This is a genomic window from Thauera aminoaromatica (genome assembly GCF_000021765.1).
GTDB classification, from domain to species: domain Bacteria; phylum Pseudomonadota; class Gammaproteobacteria; order Burkholderiales; family Rhodocyclaceae; genus Thauera; species Thauera aminoaromatica.
The window spans coordinates 2,479,681-2,498,279 of sequence record NC_011662.2 but is presented as its reverse complement, the minus strand read 5'-3'; the positions used below and the strand labels follow the sequence as shown (position 1 = coordinate 2,498,279).

The following is an 18,599-nucleotide window of genomic DNA, read 5'->3' as shown; positions in this document are numbered from 1 at the left end:
CGCGGGGCCGGCAAAGAGAGAATTATCGTTCATCCCGGCCCGCCAGCGCACGGCGTGATCGCTCGAACGCGGAGCGGAAGGCTCAGGCGGTGGCTGAAAGGGTGGGCCCCTGGCCTGGAGCGAGCGCTGCCGAATAGGCCTGCGCCGCTCGCATGCCGCGATAGCCGGGGCCATCGCGCGTGGCCGCCGCCTCGGTGCCCGCGCCGCCTTGCTCGAATTCGCGGCGGGCGATCTCCATGCGCGCATCGCTTGCCATGCGGGAAGCCTGCGCGGCGACCTGGCGGTCCTGGCCCGACGGCTCGGCGGGGGCGAGGGCTGCGGCGCGGATGCGCTCGGCCTTGGAGAGGGACTCCTCGGGGCTGCGGCCCGGCGAGGTATCGATCCCGACCTCGCCGCCGATCGCGTAGCGCTGGCCGTCCGGGCCGGTCTGATAGGTGTAGCTGGCGCCCCGGGTCACCAGGCCGGCGCCCGCGGCGACATGGGCCATCTCGTGGGCACGGACCTCGCGGTCGCGTTCCGCGAGCTCGGCGACCTGGCGCTGTTCGGCCTCGGAGAGCGTGTCGGCCGCCCCCGCTCCTGCCTCTTGCGCCTTGCCGCCGGCCCCCGCCGTCGCCGGCCCGCCGGAGGCGCCGGCAGGGCGGGCGGCATTCATCGCCGTGCCCTGGCGCCACGCCGCGTCACCGCCACCGAGCGAGGAAATCGACATTGCGGACATGAAGCGGGCGCGCTCCGATCCTATTCCACCCGCGTGCGCTCGGCCGCGGCGAGGTGCTGTTCGAGCCAGCTCGTCACCGCCCGCGCCTGCAGGATCTCCTGCTGGCGGGCGTCACCGGTGTCGGGCAGGGCGAGCCAGTGGCGCGCCCCCCCGAGCAGGGAAAAGGCTTTCTCCAGGATCGCGCTCTCCGGGGCGCCGGGGCTGACGATGAAGCGCACCGGGCAGCGCAGCTGGCGCAAGGGCTCGGCACCCGCGAGGTCGGCGCGGCCGTCGACACAGGCGATCGCCGCGAAGGTCTCCGGCGCCTTGACCGCCGCGCGGATCGCGGCGGCGCAGCCGGTGTCCTGCGTGACGAGGCCGAGCTGCAGCCCGGCGAGCGGCGGCTGGTGGGCGATCCACTCGACCGCCGCGAGGATGCGCTCGGTCAGGCGGGCGATGTTGTACGACGCATCGGGGTCGCGCAGCGCCTCCTGCCGGGTCAGCAGGTCGACCCGGAGAGTGGCGAAGCCGCGCGACTGCAGGGCGACATCGACCGGCCGGGGCCCGCTGTCGAGCGCAGGGTGTCCGCTCGACTGCGGGAGGATGGCGAGCCCGCGCACGTCCGGCGCGTGTGCAAGCAGGCCGTCGAGCCACGCGCCCTGTGCGGGGATGCTGATGAGGGTGTTTCGAAGTTTCACGTTGGGGGTCGAATGCGCTCAGGTGCCGTGACGGTGGATGGCGACCGGGATGCGGCGCGCGCCGAAGGCGTCGCCGACCGCGGCGCCCACTGCAGCGAAGCGACCGGCGAGCACGCTGCCGCAGTGCGGACAGTGGCCATCGTTGCCGAGGGCGTAGCGTCGGATCTCGTACCAGTCGCGCACGATCAGGGGCTCGCCGCAGCTCGCGCAACGGGTCGTGTCGCCTTCGATGTCGTGCACGTTGCCGGTGTAGACGTGCTTCAGGCCGGCGTCGAGGGCGATGCGGCGCGCGCGCGCGAGCGTGGCGGGCGGCGTGGGCGGCAGCTCGTCCATCTTGAAGTCGGGGTGGAAGGCGCTGAAGTGCAGCGGCACCTCGGCGCCCAGCTCCTTGCGCACCCAGTTCGCCAGCGCGGTGACCTCGCTGTCGGAGTCGTTGTGGCCGGGGATCAGCAGGGTGGTGAGTTCGACCCACACGTCGGTCTCGTGGCGCAGCCATACCAGGGTGTCGAGCACGGGCTGCAGATGGGCGCCGCACAGCTTGACGTAGAAGTCGTCGGTGAAGCCCTTGAGATCGACGTTGGCCGCATCCATGCGCGAGAAGAAATCGCGCCGCGCGCACTCGGAGATGTAGCCGGCGGTCACCGCCACGGTCTTCAGCCCGCGCGCATGGCAGGCGTCGGCCACGTCCATCGCGTACTCGGCGAAGATCACCGGGTCGTTGTAGGTGAAGGCGACGCTGTGGCAGCCCCAGCGCAGCGCGGTCTCGGCGATTTCCGCGGGCGAGGCCTCGTCCATCAGGGTGTCGAGGTCGCGCGACTTGGAGATGTCCCAGTTCTGGCAGAACTTGCACGCCAGGTTGCAGCCGGCGGTGCCGAAGGAGAACACCTTGCTGCCCGGGTAGAAGTGGGCGAGCGGCTTCTTCTCGATCGGGTCGATGCAGAAGCCCGAGCTGCGTCCATAGGTGGTGAGCAGCATGTCGTCGCCCTCGCGCATGCGCACGAAGCAGGCCCCGCGCTGGCCGGGGTGCAGCTTGCACAGGCGCGGACACAGGTCGCACTGGTAGCGACCGTCGTCGATGCGGTGCCAGTAGCGCGCGGGATGGCGGCTGCCGACCTCGGCGGCTGGCGCGGGCTTCGTGTTCATGAGGGCTCCCGTTCGGTCTCCTTGAACTTTTCCACGTGATAGCGCGCGGCCATCAGCTCGACGACCTCGCGGTTGGTGGGCAGACCGGCCTTGTGCTTGAGCGCGGCGAGGAACTGGCGCGGCTCGGGCAGCTGCTCCCACACCTGGGGCAGGAAGGTGGCGCTGTGGCAGCCGGAGAAGATGATCAGCCCGTCCTCGCCGGGGCGCAGCTGGGCGAGCAGCTCTTCCTCGCCGAAGAAGTCGAGGAACTCCGGTTCGGACAGGATGGAGACCTCGATCGCCACCGCGCCGAGCTCCTCGGGCGCGAGCGGCTCGAAGCGCGAGTCCTCGAAGGCCGCCGCGAGCGCGTTGTGGATCACGTCCTCGCCGAGCTCGCGCGAGCGCCGCAGACTGCCGATGCAGCCGCGCAGCTCGCCGTCCTTGGCGAGGGTGATGAAGGTCGCGCCCTTCTCGTTCAGGCGGGGATCGTCCGGGATGACCGGGGCGGGGCCGCGGCCGAGGCGGTGGGCGATCGCGGTGCGCGCGAGCGCGAGCAGGGTGGTACCGAAATCAGTGTCGGGCATGGCTTGGGGGTTCCGCTTCACAAAAGGCGATGCTGGTGTAGCCGACGACGCGCGAGCGGTCGCCCGCGGTGTCGCCGGAGTTGCGCAGGTCCAGCAGGTGGGCCTGCAGGTCGTGCTTGCGGGCGGCGAGCAGCAGCCCGTTGATCGGGGTGGCGCCGCAGGCCTGCTCGTGGTCGAGACCGGGGCGCAGTTCGAGCACCTGGTCCACCGCTGCGCGGTCGGACCATTGCGCCTCGCGGTAGCTCAAGTAATGCGAGAGGTCCGAGCTGATCAGGATCAGGGTCTCGGGGCCGCCCCACAGGCGCTCGATCAGGCTGGCGGTGGCTTCGGGCGAGGCGTCGCCGACCAGCACCGGGACGATCTCGAAGCGCTCGAGACAGACCTGCAGGAAGGGCAACTGCACCTCGAGGCAGTGCTCGAGCGCGTGCGGGCGATCGTCGACCAGGACATCGTCGCGCGCCTGCAGGGCCTCCCAGTCGCCGCGTGCGACCGGGACCTCGCCGAGCGGGGTGGCGAAGCGCTGCGCTGCCGGCAGCGAGAAGCCGCGCACTGCCACGCGATGCGTGGGGCCGAGCATGACGACGCGGCGGATGCGCTCGCGCAGCGGTGCGAGCAGCGCATAGGCGCTCGCCGCCACCGGCCCGGAGTACATGTAGCCCGCGTGCGGCACGATGATCGCCTTGGGCGCGGGCGCCGACTCGAAGGCGACCGCGGTGGAGAGCATCTCGGCGAGCTGGGTGCGCAGCACGCGCTCGTCGCGAGGATAAAACTGCCCGGCCACGGCTGCCGGGCGGATCGAAGCGAGTGCCATGGAGGAATCCTGCGGGGATGTCATCGTTGGAACAGATTCCATTATAGGCAGCCCGGCCGGGATCGTCCCGCATCGAAACCCGTGCTTGCACAAGCCCGCGCGGCGGGCGGCGCGGCTAGAATGCGCGCCATGCAGATCAGCCACCCACGCCACTTCGCCATCGTGCCCGCCGCAGGCAGCGGCTCGCGCATGGCCGCCGCGCGTCCCAAGCAGTATCTGTCGCTGCTCGGTCGCCCCCTGATCCATCATGCGCTTTCGGTGCTGTGCGCCGCGCCTGCGATCGACGCGGTGTTCGTCGTGCTCTCGGTGGACGACACGGAGTGGGCAACGCACGACTGGAGCGCGCTCGGCCCCAAGCTGCGCCCGCTCTTCTGCGGTGGCGCCACGCGCGCCGACAGCGTGCTCGGCGGCCTGCGCGCAATCGCCGGCGAGGCGGCGGCTGGGGACTGGGTGCTGGTGCACGACGCCGCGCGCCCCTGCCTGGCGCCCTGGCATGTCGACAAGCTCGTACGCGAGCTCGCCCACGACGAGGTCGGCGGCTTGCTGGCAGTCCCGGTGGCCGACACCCTCAAGCGTGCCGACGAGCACCGCCATGTGTGCGAGACCGTGCCGCGCGACAGCCTGTGGCAGGCGCAGACGCCGCAGATGTTCCGCTACGCCATGCTGCGACGCGCGCTCGAAGGCGCGCGCGAGGTCACCGACGAGGCGAGCGCGATCGAGGCCGCCGGCCTGCGTCCGCGCCTGGTGCAGGGCGACGCCACCAACCTGAAGGTCACCTATCCGCTCGACCTGCACCTGGCCGAGTGGATCCTCGAGAACCGTGAGGGCCACAACGCATGAGCATCCCCTTTCGCATCGGCCAGGGCTTCGACGTGCACGCCCTGGTCCCCGGCCGGCCGCTGATCGTCGGCGGCGTCGACATTCCCTTCGGGCATGGACTGCTCGGCCACTCGGATGCCGACGTGCTGTTGCATGCGGTGACGGACGCGCTGCTCGGCGCCGCCGGCCTGGGCGATATCGGCCGGCTCTTCCCGGATACCGACCCGGCCCACGCCGGCGCCGACAGCCGCGTGCTGCTGCGCGAGGCCTTCGCGCGCGTGCGCGCAGCGGGCTGGGAGGTCGTGAACCTCGATGCCACGCTGATCTGCAAGGCGCCGCGCATCCTGCCGCACGCCCCGGCGATGGTGGCCAACCTGGCCGCCGACCTGGAGATGGACGCGACGGCGATCAACATCAAGGGCAAGACCACCGAGAAGCTCGGCTTCACCGGACGTGGCGAAGGCATCGCCGCGCAGGTGGTCGCGCTGATCGCGCGCGCGGAGCATGGCTGAAGCTGCAGCGGACGCGGGGAGGGCGCCGAATCTGCGGCTCTTCTTCGCGCTGTGGCCGGATGCCGCCACCCGCGCCGGGCTGCATGCGCGTGCACGGGCGCTGCATTCCGAGTGCGGCGGTCGCGCGATGCGTCGTGACACCATCCACCTGACCCTGGCCTTCCTCGGCGAAACGCCTGTGCGGCAGGTGGAGCGATTGCGCGCGGTGGCCGCGGGCGTCCAGGGGGAGGGCTTCGCGCTCGACCTCGATCGCGTCGGCAGCTGGCATCGCAACCGGATCCTGTGGACCGGTCCGTCGATGGTGCCGCCAGCGCTGGCCGCGCTCGCGCAGGATCTGGAAGGACGGCTGCGCGCGGACGGCTGCGCACTCGAGGCGCGTGCCTTCTCCCCGCATGTCACCCTCGTGCGCAACGCCCACGCGGCGCCCCGCGAGGCGCAGCTCGCGCCTCTGCGATGGACGGTCGGCAGCTTCGTCCTGGTCGCCTCCGAGCTCAGCGCCGCCGGTGCGCACTACCGCACGATCGGGCGCTGGCCGTTGAAGCGGCGTGGGTGATTCGATCGGGCGGAGCCGAAAGCGAACGGGGCGCAATGCGCCCCGTCCTCGATCGGGTCACGTCTCGCGTGCCCGGGGTCTCCGTGGTGGAGACGATGTCTTCATCGTGTGTACTGCATCCGTCAGGAAAGCTGCATCCTCGGGGGTTCGGTCAAGCACATCCTCCTTGGCTCGGGCAGGTGCCCTCGGCCATTGGCTGATCGGATCTGGAGCCTTCGTGAACGTCCTCCCTCAGAGAAAGATCGTCGAGCCGAGGCGTTCCCCCAGCTCGTCCTGCGTCGACTTGGTGTAATCCTTTTCGAAGCGGTCTGTGACCATCTGCGCGGTGGGGCCGTCGATGACCGCGTTGAGCAGGCCCATGAAGGCGGGTGGAGCGACCAGGATCGCACGCTTGAATGCATTCGAGGTGCGTCCATGGTAGAGCGTCTGGGCAATCTCCTGTGCGAACACTTTGGCCTCGTGCTGCTTGGGCAGGGTCTGCGGCTGCATCGAGCCGCCACCGGTGCCGTTCGAGCCATTCGCGCCCGAGCGGTCCGAGACCAAGTCGCCATTCTTTTGTCTGCTTTCCGGGTGGATCAGTTCCTTGACCAGCGTGAGCCCCTTGTTCGGGCCCAGGTTGGCGTACAGCTTCGCCAGGCTGGCGTTGGCAACCAGAATCCAGGTGATGGCCATAAGCAATCCTCCGTTCGATTAAAGACCGGGTGCCCTGCGCAGTGGGCACGATCGAAGCTTAGGTCACGCGAACCGACTCCGCCACGACCATCGTTACCGCTTCGTGAAAACCGATCCCGATTGACGCAAACGTGAACTTACCCGACGTGCTCGCCGCGACCGCGTCCCTGCGGCATCGCACGCCCGACGCCTCGCCCCTCGCACGCTCAGAACACCCCCATCGCCAACCCGGCCGCCATCGCCTCGCCGAGCTCGCGCGCGCGCTCCAGGTCGGCAGGGGTGATCTCGCGCCGCACGATCAGGGCCTCGGCGACCGTCTTCCAGCCGTAGCCGTTGGCGATGCGGCCGATCTCGCGCACTGCGCCGGTGCCGTCGTTGCCGGCGCTGACGAAGACCGCATAGGGCAGGCCGACGAGTTTGCCCTCGCAGGGGTAGTAGGTGCGATCGAAGAAGTCCTTGAGCGCGCCCGACATGTAGCCGAAGTTTTCCGGCGTACCGAGCAGCAGGCCGTCGCACGCGAGCAGGTCGGCGGTGCCGGCGTCGAAGGCGCGCAGCAACCGCGTCTCGGTCTCGCTCACGCGTAGCGCCCCCTCGAGCACCGCGGTGGCGAGCCGGCCCGTGTTGCCGCTCTGGGTGTGATGGACGATCAGCAGGCGTTTGGGCGCGCTCATGTCAGCCTCCGGCAGCGGCCGCCGCGCGGGCGGCGGGGTCCATTCCGTAGAAGTGCACGAGTTGATCGTAGACCGCAGGAAAGCGCCTGTGCAGCACGAGCGGATCCTCGAAGAAGACCTCGGAGACCACCGCGAAGAACTCGCCCGGGTGCTCGGCGCCATAAGGGTCGATCGTGGTGTCGATGCCGCGGTCGACCTCGGCGCAGAACGCCTCGTAGGCCTCGCCGAAGGCCTTGGCCCAGTCCCGGCGAGACATGCCGGGGCGCAGGCGGGGCAGGCCGTCCACGTCGCCGTTCTCCATGTCGAGCTTGTGGGCGAACTCGTGAATGACCACGTTCACGCCCGCCGGAGCGTCGTTCCCGGGAAACCAGGACAGCAGCACCGGCCCGCCGGCCCAGGCCTCGCCCAGCACCTCGTCCTCGTATTCGTGCAGCACGCCGGCCTCGTCGACGATGCGGCGCGGGATCAGGAAGTCGCCCGGATAGACGATCACTCCCACCCAGCCCTCGTAAGCCTGCAGGCCGATGTGAAGTACCGGCAGGCAGGCCTGCAGCGCGATCGCCAGCAGCATGTCGTCGTCGAGTTCCAGCCCCTGCGCACCATGGAACTCCTTGCACCCGAGGAAGGCGAGCGCCATCTCGCGCAGACGCAACCGATCGTCGGGAACGAGGTGGTCGAGGAAGGGCAGCCTCGCTTCGACCCGCCGCCACTGCGACTCGTCGACCAGGGGGCGGGCGGGCGGGATGCCGAGCAGGCGGCGGAAGAGCTGGAGCATGAGCGCAGGTCCGGAGTGATCCCGCGCGATCATTGCCCGCCCGCGCCACGCGTGCAAGCCGCGTCTTGCGGGTGGAGCGGTCGCAGCGCGGGCTTTCGGCGGGGCGCTATAGTCGATTAAAATTCTCGGGAATTGAATGCGTGGCGCCCGCTCGACGCGGTCCGCCGTGTTTTTTCCACCGCACATCCGGGAGTCCTTCCATCATGTTCAGTCGCCTCCGAGAAGATCTGGCCAGCGTCCGCGAGCGCGACCCCGCCGCGCGCTCCACGCTCGAGGTGCTGACCTGTTATCCCGGCATCCACGCGCTGATGTTCCACCGCCTCGCTCACGGCGCCTGGCGCCGCGGCTGGTTCTGGGCGGGGCGCTTCGCGAGTCACGTCGGCCGGCTGCTCACCGGGATCGAGATCCACCCGGGAGCGAAGATCGGCCGCCGCGTGTTCATCGACCACGGCATGGGCGTCGTGATCGGCGAAACCGCGGAGATCGGCGACGACTGCACGATCTACCAGGGCGTCACCCTCGGCGGGACCTCCCTCTACCGCGGCACCAAGCGCCATCCCACCCTGGGGCGTGGCGTGGTGGTGGGGGCGGGCGCCAAGGTGCTCGGCGGCTTCACGGTAGGTGACGGCGCCAAGGTCGGCTCCAACGCGGTGGTGGTGAAGCCCGTGCCCGCCGGCGCGACCGCCGTCGGCAATCCGGCTCGCATTCTCGACTCGGACAAGGATAGCGAGCGCGACGCCGCGCGCGAGCAGAAGGCCGAGCAGTTCGGCTTCAGCGCCTACGGCGTGACCCGCGACATGGACGACCCGGTCGCCAAGGCGCTGCACGGCCTGCTCGACCATTCCGTTGAGACCGACCGCCGCCTGCAGGCCATCCTGGCCCGTCTCGAGGCCGCGGGGATCAAGCTCGACGACACGGTCGCCCCGAGCGACCATTTCGACCCGGGCCGGCTGTCGCGGATGGTGGATTGATTCGCACGCCTGCGGTGCCGGACGATCGAGCGCCGTGTTCGCGGCTGGCGCCGCGGCTGCAACGGCGCCCCTCGCGCCTTGCAGCGCAAGACTCGTCTCCCGATTAGTTGACCGTTTTTGTCGGGATCCATATACTCGACAAAAATGATGGGATATTCGGCGGCCCCCGGCACGCGCGAGCCCGGACAGCCTTCGAGGAGAGCCTCATGCGACTTACGACCAAGGGACGGTTTGCGGTGACCGCGATGATCGACCTGGCTGCCCGCCAGGGGGACGGGCCCGTCACGCTGGCGGGCATCGCCGAGCGCCAGAGCATCTCGCTGTCCTACCTCGAGCAGCTCTTCGGCAAGCTGCGCAGGCACAAGCTGGTCAACAGCGTGCGCGGTCCCGGCGGCGGCTACCGACTGGCGCGGGCGATGGACGAGATCACCGTGGCCGACATCATCATCGCGGTCGACGAGCCGATGGACGCCACCCAGTGCGGCGGCAAGGAAAACTGCCACGACGATCACGTGTGCATGACCCACCACCTGTGGTCCAACCTCAACCAGCGCATCTACGCCTACCTCGACTCGGTGAGCCTGGAGGCGCTGGTCAAGCACCAGGTACGGCCCGACGCCGACATGACGGTGCTCAAGAGCGTGCGGCGGCGCAGCCGCATGCCGGTGCACGAGATCGCCGCGGTCTGAGGTCGCGCATGAACTTCGCTCCCATCTACCTCGACTGGAACGCGACCACGCCGCTCGATCCGGCGGTGCGCGAGGCCATGCTGCCCTGGCTCGGCGCCGCCGAGCCGGCGCGCTTCGGCAACGCCTCCAGCCGCCACGAATACGGCCGCCAGGCGCGTGCCGCGGTGGACGAGGCGCGCGCGCGGGTGGCCGCGGCGGTCGGCGCGCACGCGACCGAGGTGATCTTCACCAGCGGCGGCTCGGAAGCCAACAATCTCTTCCTCAAGGGCGCCGCGCCCAACCGCGAGCCGGGCGTGGTGGCGGTGAGTGCGATCGAGCACCCCTGCGTGCGCGAGCCGGCCCGCCAGCTGCGGCGCGCGGGCTGGACGCTGCGCGAGATCGCGGTCGATGCGCAGGGCGTGATCGACCCCGCCGACTGGAGCGCGGTGCTGGAAGCCCGCCCGGGCCTGGTGTCGGTGATGCTGGCCAACAACGAGACCGGCGTGCTGCAGGACGTCGCCGCACTGGCGCGCGCGGCGCGCGCCGCCGGCGCCTGGTTCCACACCGACGCGGTGCAGGCGCTGGGCAAGGTGGCGGTGGATTTCCGCGCGCTCGGCGTGCATGCGATGACGCTGTCCGCGCACAAGATCGGCGGTCCGCTCGGCGCGGGTGCGCTGGTGCTGGACAAGCGCGTCGAGCTCGCGCCGCTGATCGCCGGCGGCGGCCAGGAGCGCGGGTTGCGCTCGGGGACCGAGAACGTGGCCGCGATCGTCGGCTTCGGCGTGGCTTGCGAGCGCGCGGTCGCGCGGCGCGAAGGCGAGGGCGTGCGCCTGGCCGCCCTGCGCGACGAACTCTGTGCCGCGCTCGCCGGGCGCGGCGCGCGGATCTTCTCGGCGGCTGCCCCGCGCCTGCCGAATACCGTATTCTTCGCGGTCGAGGACATCGACGGCGAGACCCTGGTCGGCCGCCTCGACCGTGCAGGCTTCGCGTGCGCGAGCGGCTCGGCGTGCTCGAGCGCGAACCCCGAACCGTCCCGCACCCTGCTGGCGATGGGCGTGGAGCGCGGGCTGGCGCGCGCCGCGGTGCGTGTGAGCCTCGGTCGCGACACGCGCGCGGACGACGTGCGCAGCTTCATCGAAACCTTCGTCCGGGTGACGGACGAACTCAAGAACCTGGCCTCGATCGGGGCCTGAACCGGCCACGCTGGCCATTCACCGAACTCGCTAACGAAGAAAGTGCGGAGAGACACAATGCTGAAGTTCCCCATCTACCTCGACTACTCGGCGACGACTCCGGTCGATCCGCGCGTGGCGGCAAAGATGATCCCCTGGCTGACCGAGCATTTCGGCAACCCGGCGAGCCGCTCGCACGCCTACGGCTGGGAGGCCGAGAAGGCGGTCGAGGATGCGCGCGAACAGGTCGCCGCACTGGTCAATGCCGACGCCAAGGAGATCATCTGGACCTCGGGCGCGACCGAATCGAACAACCTCGCCATCAAGGGGGCGGCGCACTTCTACCAGGGCAAGGGCAAGCACCTGATCACCGTGAAGACCGAGCACAAGGCGGTGCTCGACACCGTGCGCGAGCTCGAGCGCGAGGGTTTCGAGGCCACCTATCTCGACGTGCAGGAGAACGGGCTGATCGACCTCGAGGTGTTGAAGGCGGCGATCCGTCCCGACACCATCGTGGTCTCGGTGATGTTCGTGAACAACGAAGTCGGCGTGGTGCAGCCGATCGCCGAAATCGGCGAGATCTGCCGTGAGAAGGGCATCGTGTTCCACGTAGATGCGGCGCAGGCCACCGGCAAGGTCGATATCGACCTCGACAGGCTCAAGGTCGACCTGATGAGCTTCTGTGCGCACAAGACCTACGGCCCGAAGGGCATCGGCGCACTGTACGTGCGCCGCAAGCCGCGCGTCCGCCTGGAAGCGCAGATGCACGGCGGCGGCCACGAGCGCGGCCTGCGCTCGGGCACGCTCGCCACCCACCAGATCGTCGGCATGGGCGAGTCCTTCCGCATCGCGCGCGAGGAGATGGCCGAGGAGAACGCCCGCGTCGGCAAGCTGCGCGACCGCCTGCTCGCCGGCCTCACCGACCTCGAGGCCACCTTCGTGAACGGCGATCTCGCGCAGCGCGTGCCGCACAACCTCAACATTTCCTTCGCCTACGTCGAAGGCGAGTCGCTGATCATGGCGGTCAAGGACATTGCGGTGTCCTCCGGCTCGGCCTGTACCTCGGCCAGCCTGGAACCATCCTACGTGCTGCGCGCGCTCGGCCGCAACGACGAGCTCGCGCACAGCTCGATCCGCTTCACCATCGGCCGCTTCACCACCGAGGAAGAGATCGACTACACGATCAAGCTCCTGCACGACAAGATCGGCAAGCTGCGCGAGCTCTCGCCGCTGTGGGAGATGTACAAGGACGGCGTCGACCTCGACGCGGTGCAGTGGGCAGCCCACTGAACTTTAGTGCAGAAGATGATGTAAATTGCAGGTGAAGCGATTCACCGCCCCAGCAGGAGAAAAAACATGGCATACAGCGAAAAGGTCCTCGACCACTACGAAAACCCCCGCAACGTCGGCTCCTTCGGCAAGGAAGAAGAAGGCGTGGCCACCGGCATGGTCGGCGCGCCCGCCTGTGGCGACGTCATGAAGCTGCAGATCAAGGTCGGCAAGGACGGCGTGATCGAAGACGCGAAGTTCAAGACCTACGGCTGCGGCTCGGCGATCGCCTCGAGCTCTCTGGTCACCGAGTGGGTCAAGGGCAAGACCCTCGACCAGGCGCTCGACATCAAGAACACCCAGATCGCCGAAGAGCTTGCGCTGCCGCCGGTCAAGATCCACTGCTCGATCCTCGCCGAAGATGCGATCAAGGCCGCCGTGGCGGACTATAAAAAGAAGCATGAGGCCTGAGCGGCCTTCGTCGAAGAGGAGGAAACATGGCTGTCACGCTATCTGAATCGGCTGCGCGCCACGTCTCGAACTTCATCGCCAAGCGCGGCAAGGGCTTCGGCATCCGTCTGGGCGTGAAGACCTCGGGCTGTTCGGGCATGGCCTACAAGCTCGAGTTCGTCGACCAGACGGAAGACGAGGACGAGGTCTTCGAGAGCCACGGCGTCAAGGTCGTCATCGACCCCAAGAGCCTGGCCTATCTCGACGGCACCGAGCTCGACTTCGTCAAGGAGGGCCTCAACGAGGGCTTCAAGTTCAACAACCCGAACGTCAAGGACCAGTGCGGGTGCGGCGAGAGCTTCAACGTCTGAGCCGGACCCGATGAGCATCGACCTGACGCAGGACTACTTCGCCCTCTTCGGCCTCCCGCGCCGCTATGCCCTCGACGAAGGCGCGCTCGAAGCCGCCTGGCACGAGCTGCAGGGGCGCGTGCATCCCGACCGCCACGCGCACCTGTCCGACTTCGAGAAGCGGCGCTCGATGCAGTGGGCGACGCGGGTCAATGAAGGCTTTCGCGTGCTGCGCAAGCCGCTCGCGCGCGCCCAGTACCTGCTCGAGCTCGCCGGCGTCGACGCCGCGCTCGAGACCAACACCGCGATGTCCCCCGAGTTCCTGATGGAGCAGATGGAGTGGCGCGAGGCGGTGGAGGAGGCGCGCGAGGCGGCCGAGGTCTCCGAGCTCGAAGATCTGCACAGGCGCCTGCTCGGGCATGCGCGCGAGGTGCGCGGGCATCTCGCCGCGCAGCTCGACGAGCACCAGGACTACGAGGCCGCGGCCGACACCGTGCGTCGGCTGATGTTCATCGAGAAGCTCCAGCAGGAAATCGACGAAGCGCTGCTCGCGCTCGAAAACTAGAACTCGAAAAGGCACGGAACAGCACCGATGGCTCTGTTGCAAATCACCGAACCCGGCATGTCCACCGAGCCGCACCAGCACCGGCTCGCCGTCGGCATCGACCTCGGGACCACCAATTCGCTCGTCGCCACCGTGCGCAACGGCATCGCGATCTGCCTGCCCGACGAGGCCGGCCGCACCATGCTGCCCTCGGCCGTGCGCTATCACGCCGATGGCGGCATCGAGGTCGGTCTGGGTGCGCTCAAGGCGCAGGCGGTCGATCCGCGCAACACCATCGTCTCGGTCAAGCGCTTCATGGGCCGCGGCCTCAAGGACGTCACCCACATCGAGGCGATGCCCTACGACTTCGAGGACAGCCCCGGGATGGTGCGGCTGCGCACGGTGCAGGGCGTCAAGAGCCCGGTGGAGGTCTCCGCCGAGATCCTGCGCCGCCTGCGCGAACGCGCCGAGGCCAGCCTCGGCGGCGCGCTGGTCGGCGCGGTGATCACCGTGCCGGCCTACTTCGACGACGCCCAGCGCCAGGCCACCAAGGACGCGGCGCGCCTGGCCGGGCTCGACGTGCTGCGCCTGCTCAACGAACCGACCGCCGCCGCGGTGGCCTACGGCCTCGACAACGCGGCCGAGGGCGTCTACGCGGTGTACGACCTGGGCGGGGGCACCTTCGACCTCTCCATCCTCAAGCTCTCGCGCGGCGTGTTCGAGGTGCTGTCGACCAACGGCGACGCCGCGCTCGGCGGCGACGACTTCGATCATCGCCTGTTCTGCTGGATCCTCGACCGCGCCAAGATCTCGCCGCCCTCGCTGGAAGACGCGCGCCGCCTGCAGATGAAGGCGCGCGAGGCCAAGGAGCTGTTGACGAGCTGTGACGAGGCCCCGGTGCATGTGCGCCTGGCCTCGGGCGAAGAGGTCGACCTCGTGGTGACCCGCGAGGAGTTTGCCGAGATGACCACGCATCTGGTCCAGAAGACCCTGGCCCCGGTGCGCAAGGCCTTGCGCGACGCCGGCCTCGCGCCCGACGAGATCAAGGGTGTGGTGATGGTGGGGGGCGCGACCCGCATGCCCCACGTCCAGCGCGCGGTCGCGAACTACTTCGGCCAGGAGCCCCTGACCAACCTCGACCCCGACAAGGTCGTCGCACTGGGCGCGGCGATGCAGGCAAACGTGCTCGCAGGCAACCGCGCCGACCAGGACGACTGGCTGCTGCTCGACGTCATCCCGCTCTCGCTCGGCCTCGAGACCATGGGCGGCCTGGTCGAGAAGGTCGTGCCGCGCAACGCCACGCTGCCGATCGCGCGCGCGCAGGAATTCACCACCTTCAAGGACGGCCAGACCGCGATGGCCTTCCATGTCGTGCAGGGCGAGCGCGAGCTCGTCTCCGACTGCCGCTCGCTCGCGCGCTTCGAGCTGCGCGGCATTCCCCCCATGGTGGCGGGCGCGGCGCGCATCCGCGTGACCTTCCAGGTCGATGCCGACGGCCTGCTGGCGGTGTCGGCGCGCGAGATGTCCTCGGGCGTCGAGGCCAGCGTGCTGGTCAAGCCCTCGTACGGCTTGTCGGACGACGAGATCGCCGAGATGTTGCGCTCGGGCGTGGATCACGCCGGCGACGACATGGCCGCGCGCGCGCTGCGCGAGCAGCAGGTCGAGGCCGACCGTGTCGTCGAAGCCACCGAGCAGGCGCTCGGCCACGACGGCCACCTGCTCTCCGCCGTCGAGTCCGCCGAAATCCGCAGCGTGATCGCGCGCCTGCGCGAGCTGCGCGCCGGCACCGACAACCGTGCCATCAAGGCCGGCATCGACGCGCTCGCGCGCGCCACCGACACCTTCGCCGCGCGCCGCATGGACAACAGCATTCGCAGCGCGCTGACCGGCCACAAGGTCGACGAACTCCCCATCTGATACTTCGCCCATGACCCAGATCATCGTCCTGCCCCACGTCGAACTCTGCCCGGACGGCAGCGTCCTCGAGGCCGCCCCCGGCACCACCCTCTGCGACGCGCTGCTCGAGCACGGCATCGACATCGAACACGCCTGCGAGAAGTCCTGTGCCTGCACCACCTGCCACGTCATCGTGCGTGAGGGGTTCTCCTCGCTGAACGTCGCCGAGGACGAGGAGGAAGACCTGCTCGACAAGGCCTGGGGCCTGGAACCGCAGTCGCGCCTGTCCTGCCAGGCGGTGGTCGCCGCGACCCCGCTGGTGGTCGAGATCCCGCGCTACACCATCAACATGGCTCGCGAAGGAAAGCACTGACATGAAGTGGACCGAGGTTCAGGAGATCGCCATCCAGCTCGCCGACGCCCACCCCGACGTCGACCCGACCCGGGTGAATTTCGTCGACCTGATGAACTGGACGATGGCACTGCCCGATTTCGACGACGATCCCAAGCGCTGCGGCGAACGCATCCTCGAAGGCATCCAGCAGGCCTGGATCGACGAGGTCGCCTGAAGGTGCGCGCGTCCGGTGCGCGAGCGCCGGACGCGACATGCGTCGTCGTCGACGCGGTTCGGCTGGAATCGCGACTGGCGTCGCGCCTACGGGGGACTCCCGCGTCGCTCAATACGCCCCGCGCGCGACCGTTTCGGTGGACTCGTTGAGTTCCAGCCAATAGTGCCCGATCAGGCCGATCGCGCGCTCGAAGCGGTCGAAATCCACCGGCTTGCGGATGTAGCTGTTCGCTCCGAGGCGGTAGGCCTGGGCGAGATCGAGCGGCTCCCGCGAGGTGGTCAGCACCACCACCGGCAGCAGCGCCGTGCGCTGGTCGGCGCGGATGCGGCGCAGCACCTCCAGGCCGTCGATGCGCGGCAGCTTGAGGTCGAGCAGCACGACCGCCGGCAGCGGCGGCAGCGGCTGTCCCGCGCGACTCCCGGTCGAGAACAGGTACTCCACCGCCTCCACGCCGTCGTGCGCCACCACCACCGGGCTGGTGATGCGGTTGCGCGACAGGGCGTGGAGCGTCAGCGCCTCGTCGTCCGGATTGTCCTCGACCAGCAGGATCGGTCTTTCGCTTGCCATGTTCCTGAATGAGGTGAGGGGGGTAGGGGCGGCCGAGGCCGCCGAGGCGGCGGGATTACAGGTCCTTGCGCCGCAGGACGAACACCATGTCGTCGCCGCCGCGGGTAGGCAGCCACTCGAAGGGCAGGTCGGGGAAGGCGGCTTCGACGATGGCGCGATTATGCCCGACCTCGACCGCCAGGATGCCTTCGGGATTGAGGTGTTCGGCAGCCTCGGCGAGAAGGCGGCGCACCACGTCCAGCCCGTCCTCACCCGAGGCGAGCGCCATCTGCGGCTCGTGCAGATATTCCGGCGGCAGGGCTTCCATGGCCTCTGCGGTCACGTAGGGCGGGTTGCTCAGGATGAGGTCGAAGCGGCGGCCTTCCAGCCCCTCGAAGACATCGCCGTGCACCAGCTCGATGCGATCCTCCAGGCCGTAGTCGGCAACGTTGATGCGCGCCACATCGAGCGCGTCCTCCGACAGGTCGACCGCGCTCACGTGCGCGTTCGGGAAAGCGTGCGCCATCAGGATCGCCAGGCAGCCCGAACCGGTGCACATGTCGAGCACGCTGCCTACCGCCTCCGGATCCTCCACCCAGGGCGCGAAGCCGTCCTCGAGCAACTCGGCGAAGAAGGAGCGCGGCACGATCACGCGCGGATCGACGGTGAAGCGGAAGTCGCCCAGCCAGGCCTCGCCGAGGATGTAGGCGGTGGGGACGCGCTCGTCGACGCGCTGCTCGATGGCTTCGAGCAGGCCGATGCGCTCCTCGGACGGGATGCAGGCGTCCATGAACGGCTCCAGGCGGTCGAGCGGCAGGGCGAGGCTGCCGAGGATCAGCCACACCGCCTCGTCGAAGCTGTCCTGCACGCCATGGCCGCAGAAGACGCCGGCGCGATTGAAGCGGGTGACGGCGTAGCGTAGCCAGTCGCGCACGGTCACGAGCTCGGCGAGCGGGCCGTGTTCATGCTCGTGGTCGTCGTGCTGTTCAAGGGCGAGGTTGTCGTCGTCGGCGTGTTGTTGGTTGGCCATGGCAAGTCTGTTCGGTAGATTGGGGGCGGAGGGGGCCGTCATCGCGACTTGCGTCGCTCCTACAGGCGGCCGGGGACGAGCAGGGCGGTCAAGGTGCGCTCATAAACCACGGACAAGGGTTCGATCGCATCGGCTGCGATGTGCTCGTCGATCTTGTGGATCGAAGCATTGACCGGGCCGAACTCGACTACCTCGGCGCAGATCTCGGCGATGAAGCGGCCGTCGGAGGTGCCGCCGGTCGTCGACAGTTCTGTCTCGACTCCCAGCGTCTCCCGGATCGCGGCCGACAGCGCGCCGACCAGCCTGCCGCGCCCGGTGATGAAGGGCTTGCCGGACAGGTGCCAGTCGATCTCGTAGTCCAGCCCGTGGCGGTCGAGCACCTCGCAAGTGCGGCTTTTCAGCTCGTCCGCGCTCGACACCGAGCCGAAGCGGAAATTGAACATCACCTCGCACACACCGGGGATCACGTTGTTGGCGCCGGTGCCGGCGTGGATGTTCGACACCTGCCAGGTCGTGGGCGGGAAGAACTCGTTGCCCTGGTCCCAGTCGCTCGCCGCGAGCTCGGCGAGCGCCGGCGCGAAAAGGTGGATCGGGTTGCGGGCGAGCTGCGGGTAGGCGACGTGGCCCTGCTGGCCCTTGACCCGCAGCGTACCCGACAGCGAGCCGCGGCGGCCGTTCTTGATCATGTCGCCGAGCGTCTGCACCGAGGTCGGCTCGCCCACCACGCAGTAGTCGAGGCGCTCGCCGCGCGCGGCCAAGGCCTCGACCACCTTGACCGTGCCATGGGTGGCGATGCCTTCCTCGTCCGACGTCAGCAGCAGCGCGATGCTGCCAGCGTGGTCGGGATGGGCGGCGACGAAGCGTTCGATGGCGGTGACGAAGGCGGCAAGCGAGGACTTCATGTCGGCCGCACCGCGACCGTACAGCACGCCGTCGCGGATCGTAGGTGCGAAGGGCGGCGAGGACCACGCGCTGTCCGGCCCGGGCGGCACGACGTCGGTGTGGCCGGCGAAGCACAGCACGGGCGCCGCAATGCCGCGCCGCGCCCACAGGTTGCAGACGCCGCCGCTGTCGATGCGTTCGAGGCGGAAGCCGAGCGGGGCAAGGCGGGAGGCGACGAGTTCGAGGCAGCCGGCGTCCTCCGGCGTGACGGAGGGGCGGGCGATGAGCTCGCAGGCGAGCGCGAGGGTGGAGGAGCTGGAGGGGCTGGTCTGCATGGGGGA

General features: G+C 69.3%; 24 protein-coding genes. 13 read left to right on the top strand and 11 right to left on the bottom strand.

What is annotated here, in order from left to right; genetic code table 11:
- Positions 1-82: 82 nt before the first annotated feature.
- Genes TMZ1T_RS10975 through amrB form a run of 5 tightly spaced genes read right to left on the bottom strand, consistent with a single transcriptional unit; the run spans position 83 to position 3,909 of the window.
- Positions 83-715, bottom strand: a complete 633-nt coding sequence (locus TMZ1T_RS10975) for a putative metalloprotease CJM1_0395 family protein (protein ID WP_012585424.1) — start codon at positions 713-715, stop codon at positions 83-85.
- A 20-nt stretch (positions 716-735) separates the two neighbouring features.
- Positions 736-1,392, bottom strand: coding sequence for a dienelactone hydrolase family protein (locus TMZ1T_RS10970; protein ID WP_004302112.1), 657 nt, complete (start codon positions 1,390-1,392; stop codon positions 736-738).
- Positions 1,393-1,410: 18 nt separating this feature from the next.
- The gene (amrS, locus tag TMZ1T_RS10965) at positions 1,411-2,535 is read right to left on the bottom strand and encodes an AmmeMemoRadiSam system radical SAM enzyme (RefSeq protein ID WP_004302110.1); all 1,125 of its coding nucleotides are present in this window, start codon (positions 2,533-2,535) and stop codon (positions 1,411-1,413) included.
- Positions 2,532-3,098 (bottom strand): AmmeMemoRadiSam system protein A, encoded by a 567-nt coding sequence (amrA, locus tag TMZ1T_RS10960; RefSeq protein WP_012585423.1) that lies wholly within the window; start codon positions 3,096-3,098, stop codon positions 2,532-2,534. Before amrA ends, amrS begins: the two co-directional genes overlap by 4 nt.
- The gene (gene amrB / locus TMZ1T_RS10955) at positions 3,085-3,909 is read right to left on the bottom strand and encodes an AmmeMemoRadiSam system protein B (RefSeq protein WP_004302104.1); all 825 of its coding nucleotides are present in this window, start codon (positions 3,907-3,909) and stop codon (positions 3,085-3,087) included. The genes amrA and amrB overlap by 14 nt, the downstream gene beginning before the upstream one ends.
- Before the next feature lie 129 nt (positions 3,910-4,038).
- Between amrB and ispD the strand changes: the two genes are divergently transcribed.
- The 3 genes from ispD to thpR are packed head-to-tail and all read left to right on the top strand — an operon-like array spanning position 4,039 to position 5,793.
- Positions 4,039-4,749 carry a 2-C-methyl-D-erythritol 4-phosphate cytidylyltransferase gene (ispD, locus tag TMZ1T_RS10950; protein ID WP_187283002.1) on the top strand — a complete coding sequence of 237 codons (711 nt, stop codon included), beginning with the start codon at positions 4,039-4,041 and terminating at the stop codon, positions 4,747-4,749.
- Positions 4,746-5,240, top strand: coding sequence for a 2-C-methyl-D-erythritol 2,4-cyclodiphosphate synthase (gene ispF / locus TMZ1T_RS10945; protein WP_004302101.1), 495 nt, complete (start codon positions 4,746-4,748; stop codon positions 5,238-5,240). The genes ispD and ispF overlap by 4 nt, the downstream gene beginning before the upstream one ends.
- Positions 5,233-5,793, top strand: a complete 561-nt coding sequence (gene thpR, locus TMZ1T_RS10940) for an RNA 2',3'-cyclic phosphodiesterase (RefSeq protein ID WP_012585422.1) — start codon at positions 5,233-5,235, stop codon at positions 5,791-5,793. The genes ispF and thpR overlap by 8 nt, the downstream gene beginning before the upstream one ends.
- Positions 5,794-6,024: 231 nt before the next feature.
- On the opposite strand, the gene TMZ1T_RS10935 is transcribed toward thpR, so the two are convergent.
- The 3 genes from TMZ1T_RS10935 to TMZ1T_RS10925 form a co-directional block, all read right to left on the bottom strand.
- Positions 6,025-6,465: a host attachment protein gene (locus tag TMZ1T_RS10935; protein WP_004302099.1), complete on the bottom strand. Its 441-nt coding sequence runs from the start codon at positions 6,463-6,465 to the stop codon at positions 6,025-6,027.
- Positions 6,466-6,671: 206 nt separating this feature from the next.
- The gene (locus TMZ1T_RS10930) at positions 6,672-7,136 is read right to left on the bottom strand and encodes a flavodoxin family protein (RefSeq protein WP_004302098.1); all 465 of its coding nucleotides are present in this window, start codon (positions 7,134-7,136) and stop codon (positions 6,672-6,674) included.
- A gap of 1 nt (position 7,137) precedes the next feature.
- Entirely contained in the window at positions 7,138-7,911 is a 774-nt protein-coding gene (locus tag TMZ1T_RS10925) for a M90 family metallopeptidase (protein WP_004302097.1), read from the bottom strand.
- Positions 7,912-8,114: 203 nt separating this feature from the next.
- Between TMZ1T_RS10925 and cysE the strand changes: the two genes are divergently transcribed.
- The 10 genes from cysE to iscX all read left to right on the top strand — a co-directional run bounded on the left by cysE (position 8,115) and on the right by iscX (position 15,800).
- Entirely contained in the window at positions 8,115-8,882 is a 768-nt protein-coding gene (cysE, locus tag TMZ1T_RS10920; RefSeq protein ID WP_004302095.1) for a serine O-acetyltransferase, read from the top strand.
- A gap of 206 nt (positions 8,883-9,088) precedes the next feature.
- A complete protein-coding gene (iscR, locus tag TMZ1T_RS10915; RefSeq protein WP_004302094.1) occupies positions 9,089-9,571 on the top strand; it encodes a Fe-S cluster assembly transcriptional regulator IscR in 483 nt (160 codons plus the stop codon).
- Positions 9,572-9,579: 8 nt separating this feature from the next.
- Positions 9,580-10,743, top strand: a complete 1,164-nt coding sequence (locus TMZ1T_RS10910; protein ID WP_012585421.1) for a cysteine desulfurase family protein — start codon at positions 9,580-9,582, stop codon at positions 10,741-10,743.
- A 57-nt stretch (positions 10,744-10,800) separates the two neighbouring features.
- On the top strand, positions 10,801-12,012 hold the full coding sequence (locus tag TMZ1T_RS10905) for an IscS subfamily cysteine desulfurase (RefSeq protein WP_004315116.1): 1,212 nt from the start codon (positions 10,801-10,803) through the stop codon (positions 12,010-12,012).
- 66 nt (positions 12,013-12,078) lie between these two features.
- On the top strand, positions 12,079-12,462 hold the full coding sequence (gene iscU / locus TMZ1T_RS10900) for a Fe-S cluster assembly scaffold IscU (protein WP_004315115.1): 384 nt from the start codon (positions 12,079-12,081) through the stop codon (positions 12,460-12,462).
- A gap of 26 nt (positions 12,463-12,488) precedes the next feature.
- Complete coding sequence (gene iscA, locus TMZ1T_RS10895) at positions 12,489-12,812, top strand: iron-sulfur cluster assembly protein IscA (RefSeq protein WP_004315114.1); 324 nt, start codon at positions 12,489-12,491, stop codon at positions 12,810-12,812.
- A 10-nt stretch (positions 12,813-12,822) separates the two neighbouring features.
- Positions 12,823-13,356 carry a Fe-S protein assembly co-chaperone HscB gene (gene hscB / locus TMZ1T_RS10890; RefSeq protein WP_004315113.1) on the top strand — a complete coding sequence of 178 codons (534 nt, stop codon included), beginning with the start codon at positions 12,823-12,825 and terminating at the stop codon, positions 13,354-13,356.
- Between the two features lie 27 nt (positions 13,357-13,383).
- Positions 13,384-15,252: a Fe-S protein assembly chaperone HscA gene (hscA, locus tag TMZ1T_RS10885; RefSeq protein ID WP_012585420.1), complete on the top strand. Its 1,869-nt coding sequence runs from the start codon at positions 13,384-13,386 to the stop codon at positions 15,250-15,252.
- Between the two features lie 10 nt (positions 15,253-15,262).
- Positions 15,263-15,604, top strand: a complete 342-nt coding sequence (gene fdx, locus TMZ1T_RS10880; RefSeq protein ID WP_012585419.1) for an ISC system 2Fe-2S type ferredoxin — start codon at positions 15,263-15,265, stop codon at positions 15,602-15,604.
- Between the two features lies 1 nt (position 15,605).
- Complete coding sequence (iscX, locus tag TMZ1T_RS10875; protein WP_004315108.1) at positions 15,606-15,800, top strand: Fe-S cluster assembly protein IscX; 195 nt, start codon at positions 15,606-15,608, stop codon at positions 15,798-15,800.
- A gap of 108 nt (positions 15,801-15,908) precedes the next feature.
- On the opposite strand, the gene TMZ1T_RS10870 is transcribed toward iscX, so the two are convergent.
- The 3 genes from TMZ1T_RS10870 to dapE are packed head-to-tail and all read right to left on the bottom strand — an operon-like array spanning position 15,909 to position 18,593.
- Positions 15,909-16,367, bottom strand: a complete 459-nt coding sequence (locus tag TMZ1T_RS10870) for a response regulator (protein ID WP_004315106.1) — start codon at positions 16,365-16,367, stop codon at positions 15,909-15,911.
- Between the two features lie 55 nt (positions 16,368-16,422).
- Positions 16,423-17,376: a 50S ribosomal protein L3 N(5)-glutamine methyltransferase gene (gene prmB / locus TMZ1T_RS10865; protein WP_004315104.1), complete on the bottom strand. Its 954-nt coding sequence runs from the start codon at positions 17,374-17,376 to the stop codon at positions 16,423-16,425.
- 59 nt (positions 17,377-17,435) lie between these two features.
- The gene (dapE, locus tag TMZ1T_RS10860; protein ID WP_012585418.1) at positions 17,436-18,593 is read right to left on the bottom strand and encodes a succinyl-diaminopimelate desuccinylase; all 1,158 of its coding nucleotides are present in this window, start codon (positions 18,591-18,593) and stop codon (positions 17,436-17,438) included.
- Positions 18,594-18,599: the final 6 nt, after the last annotated feature.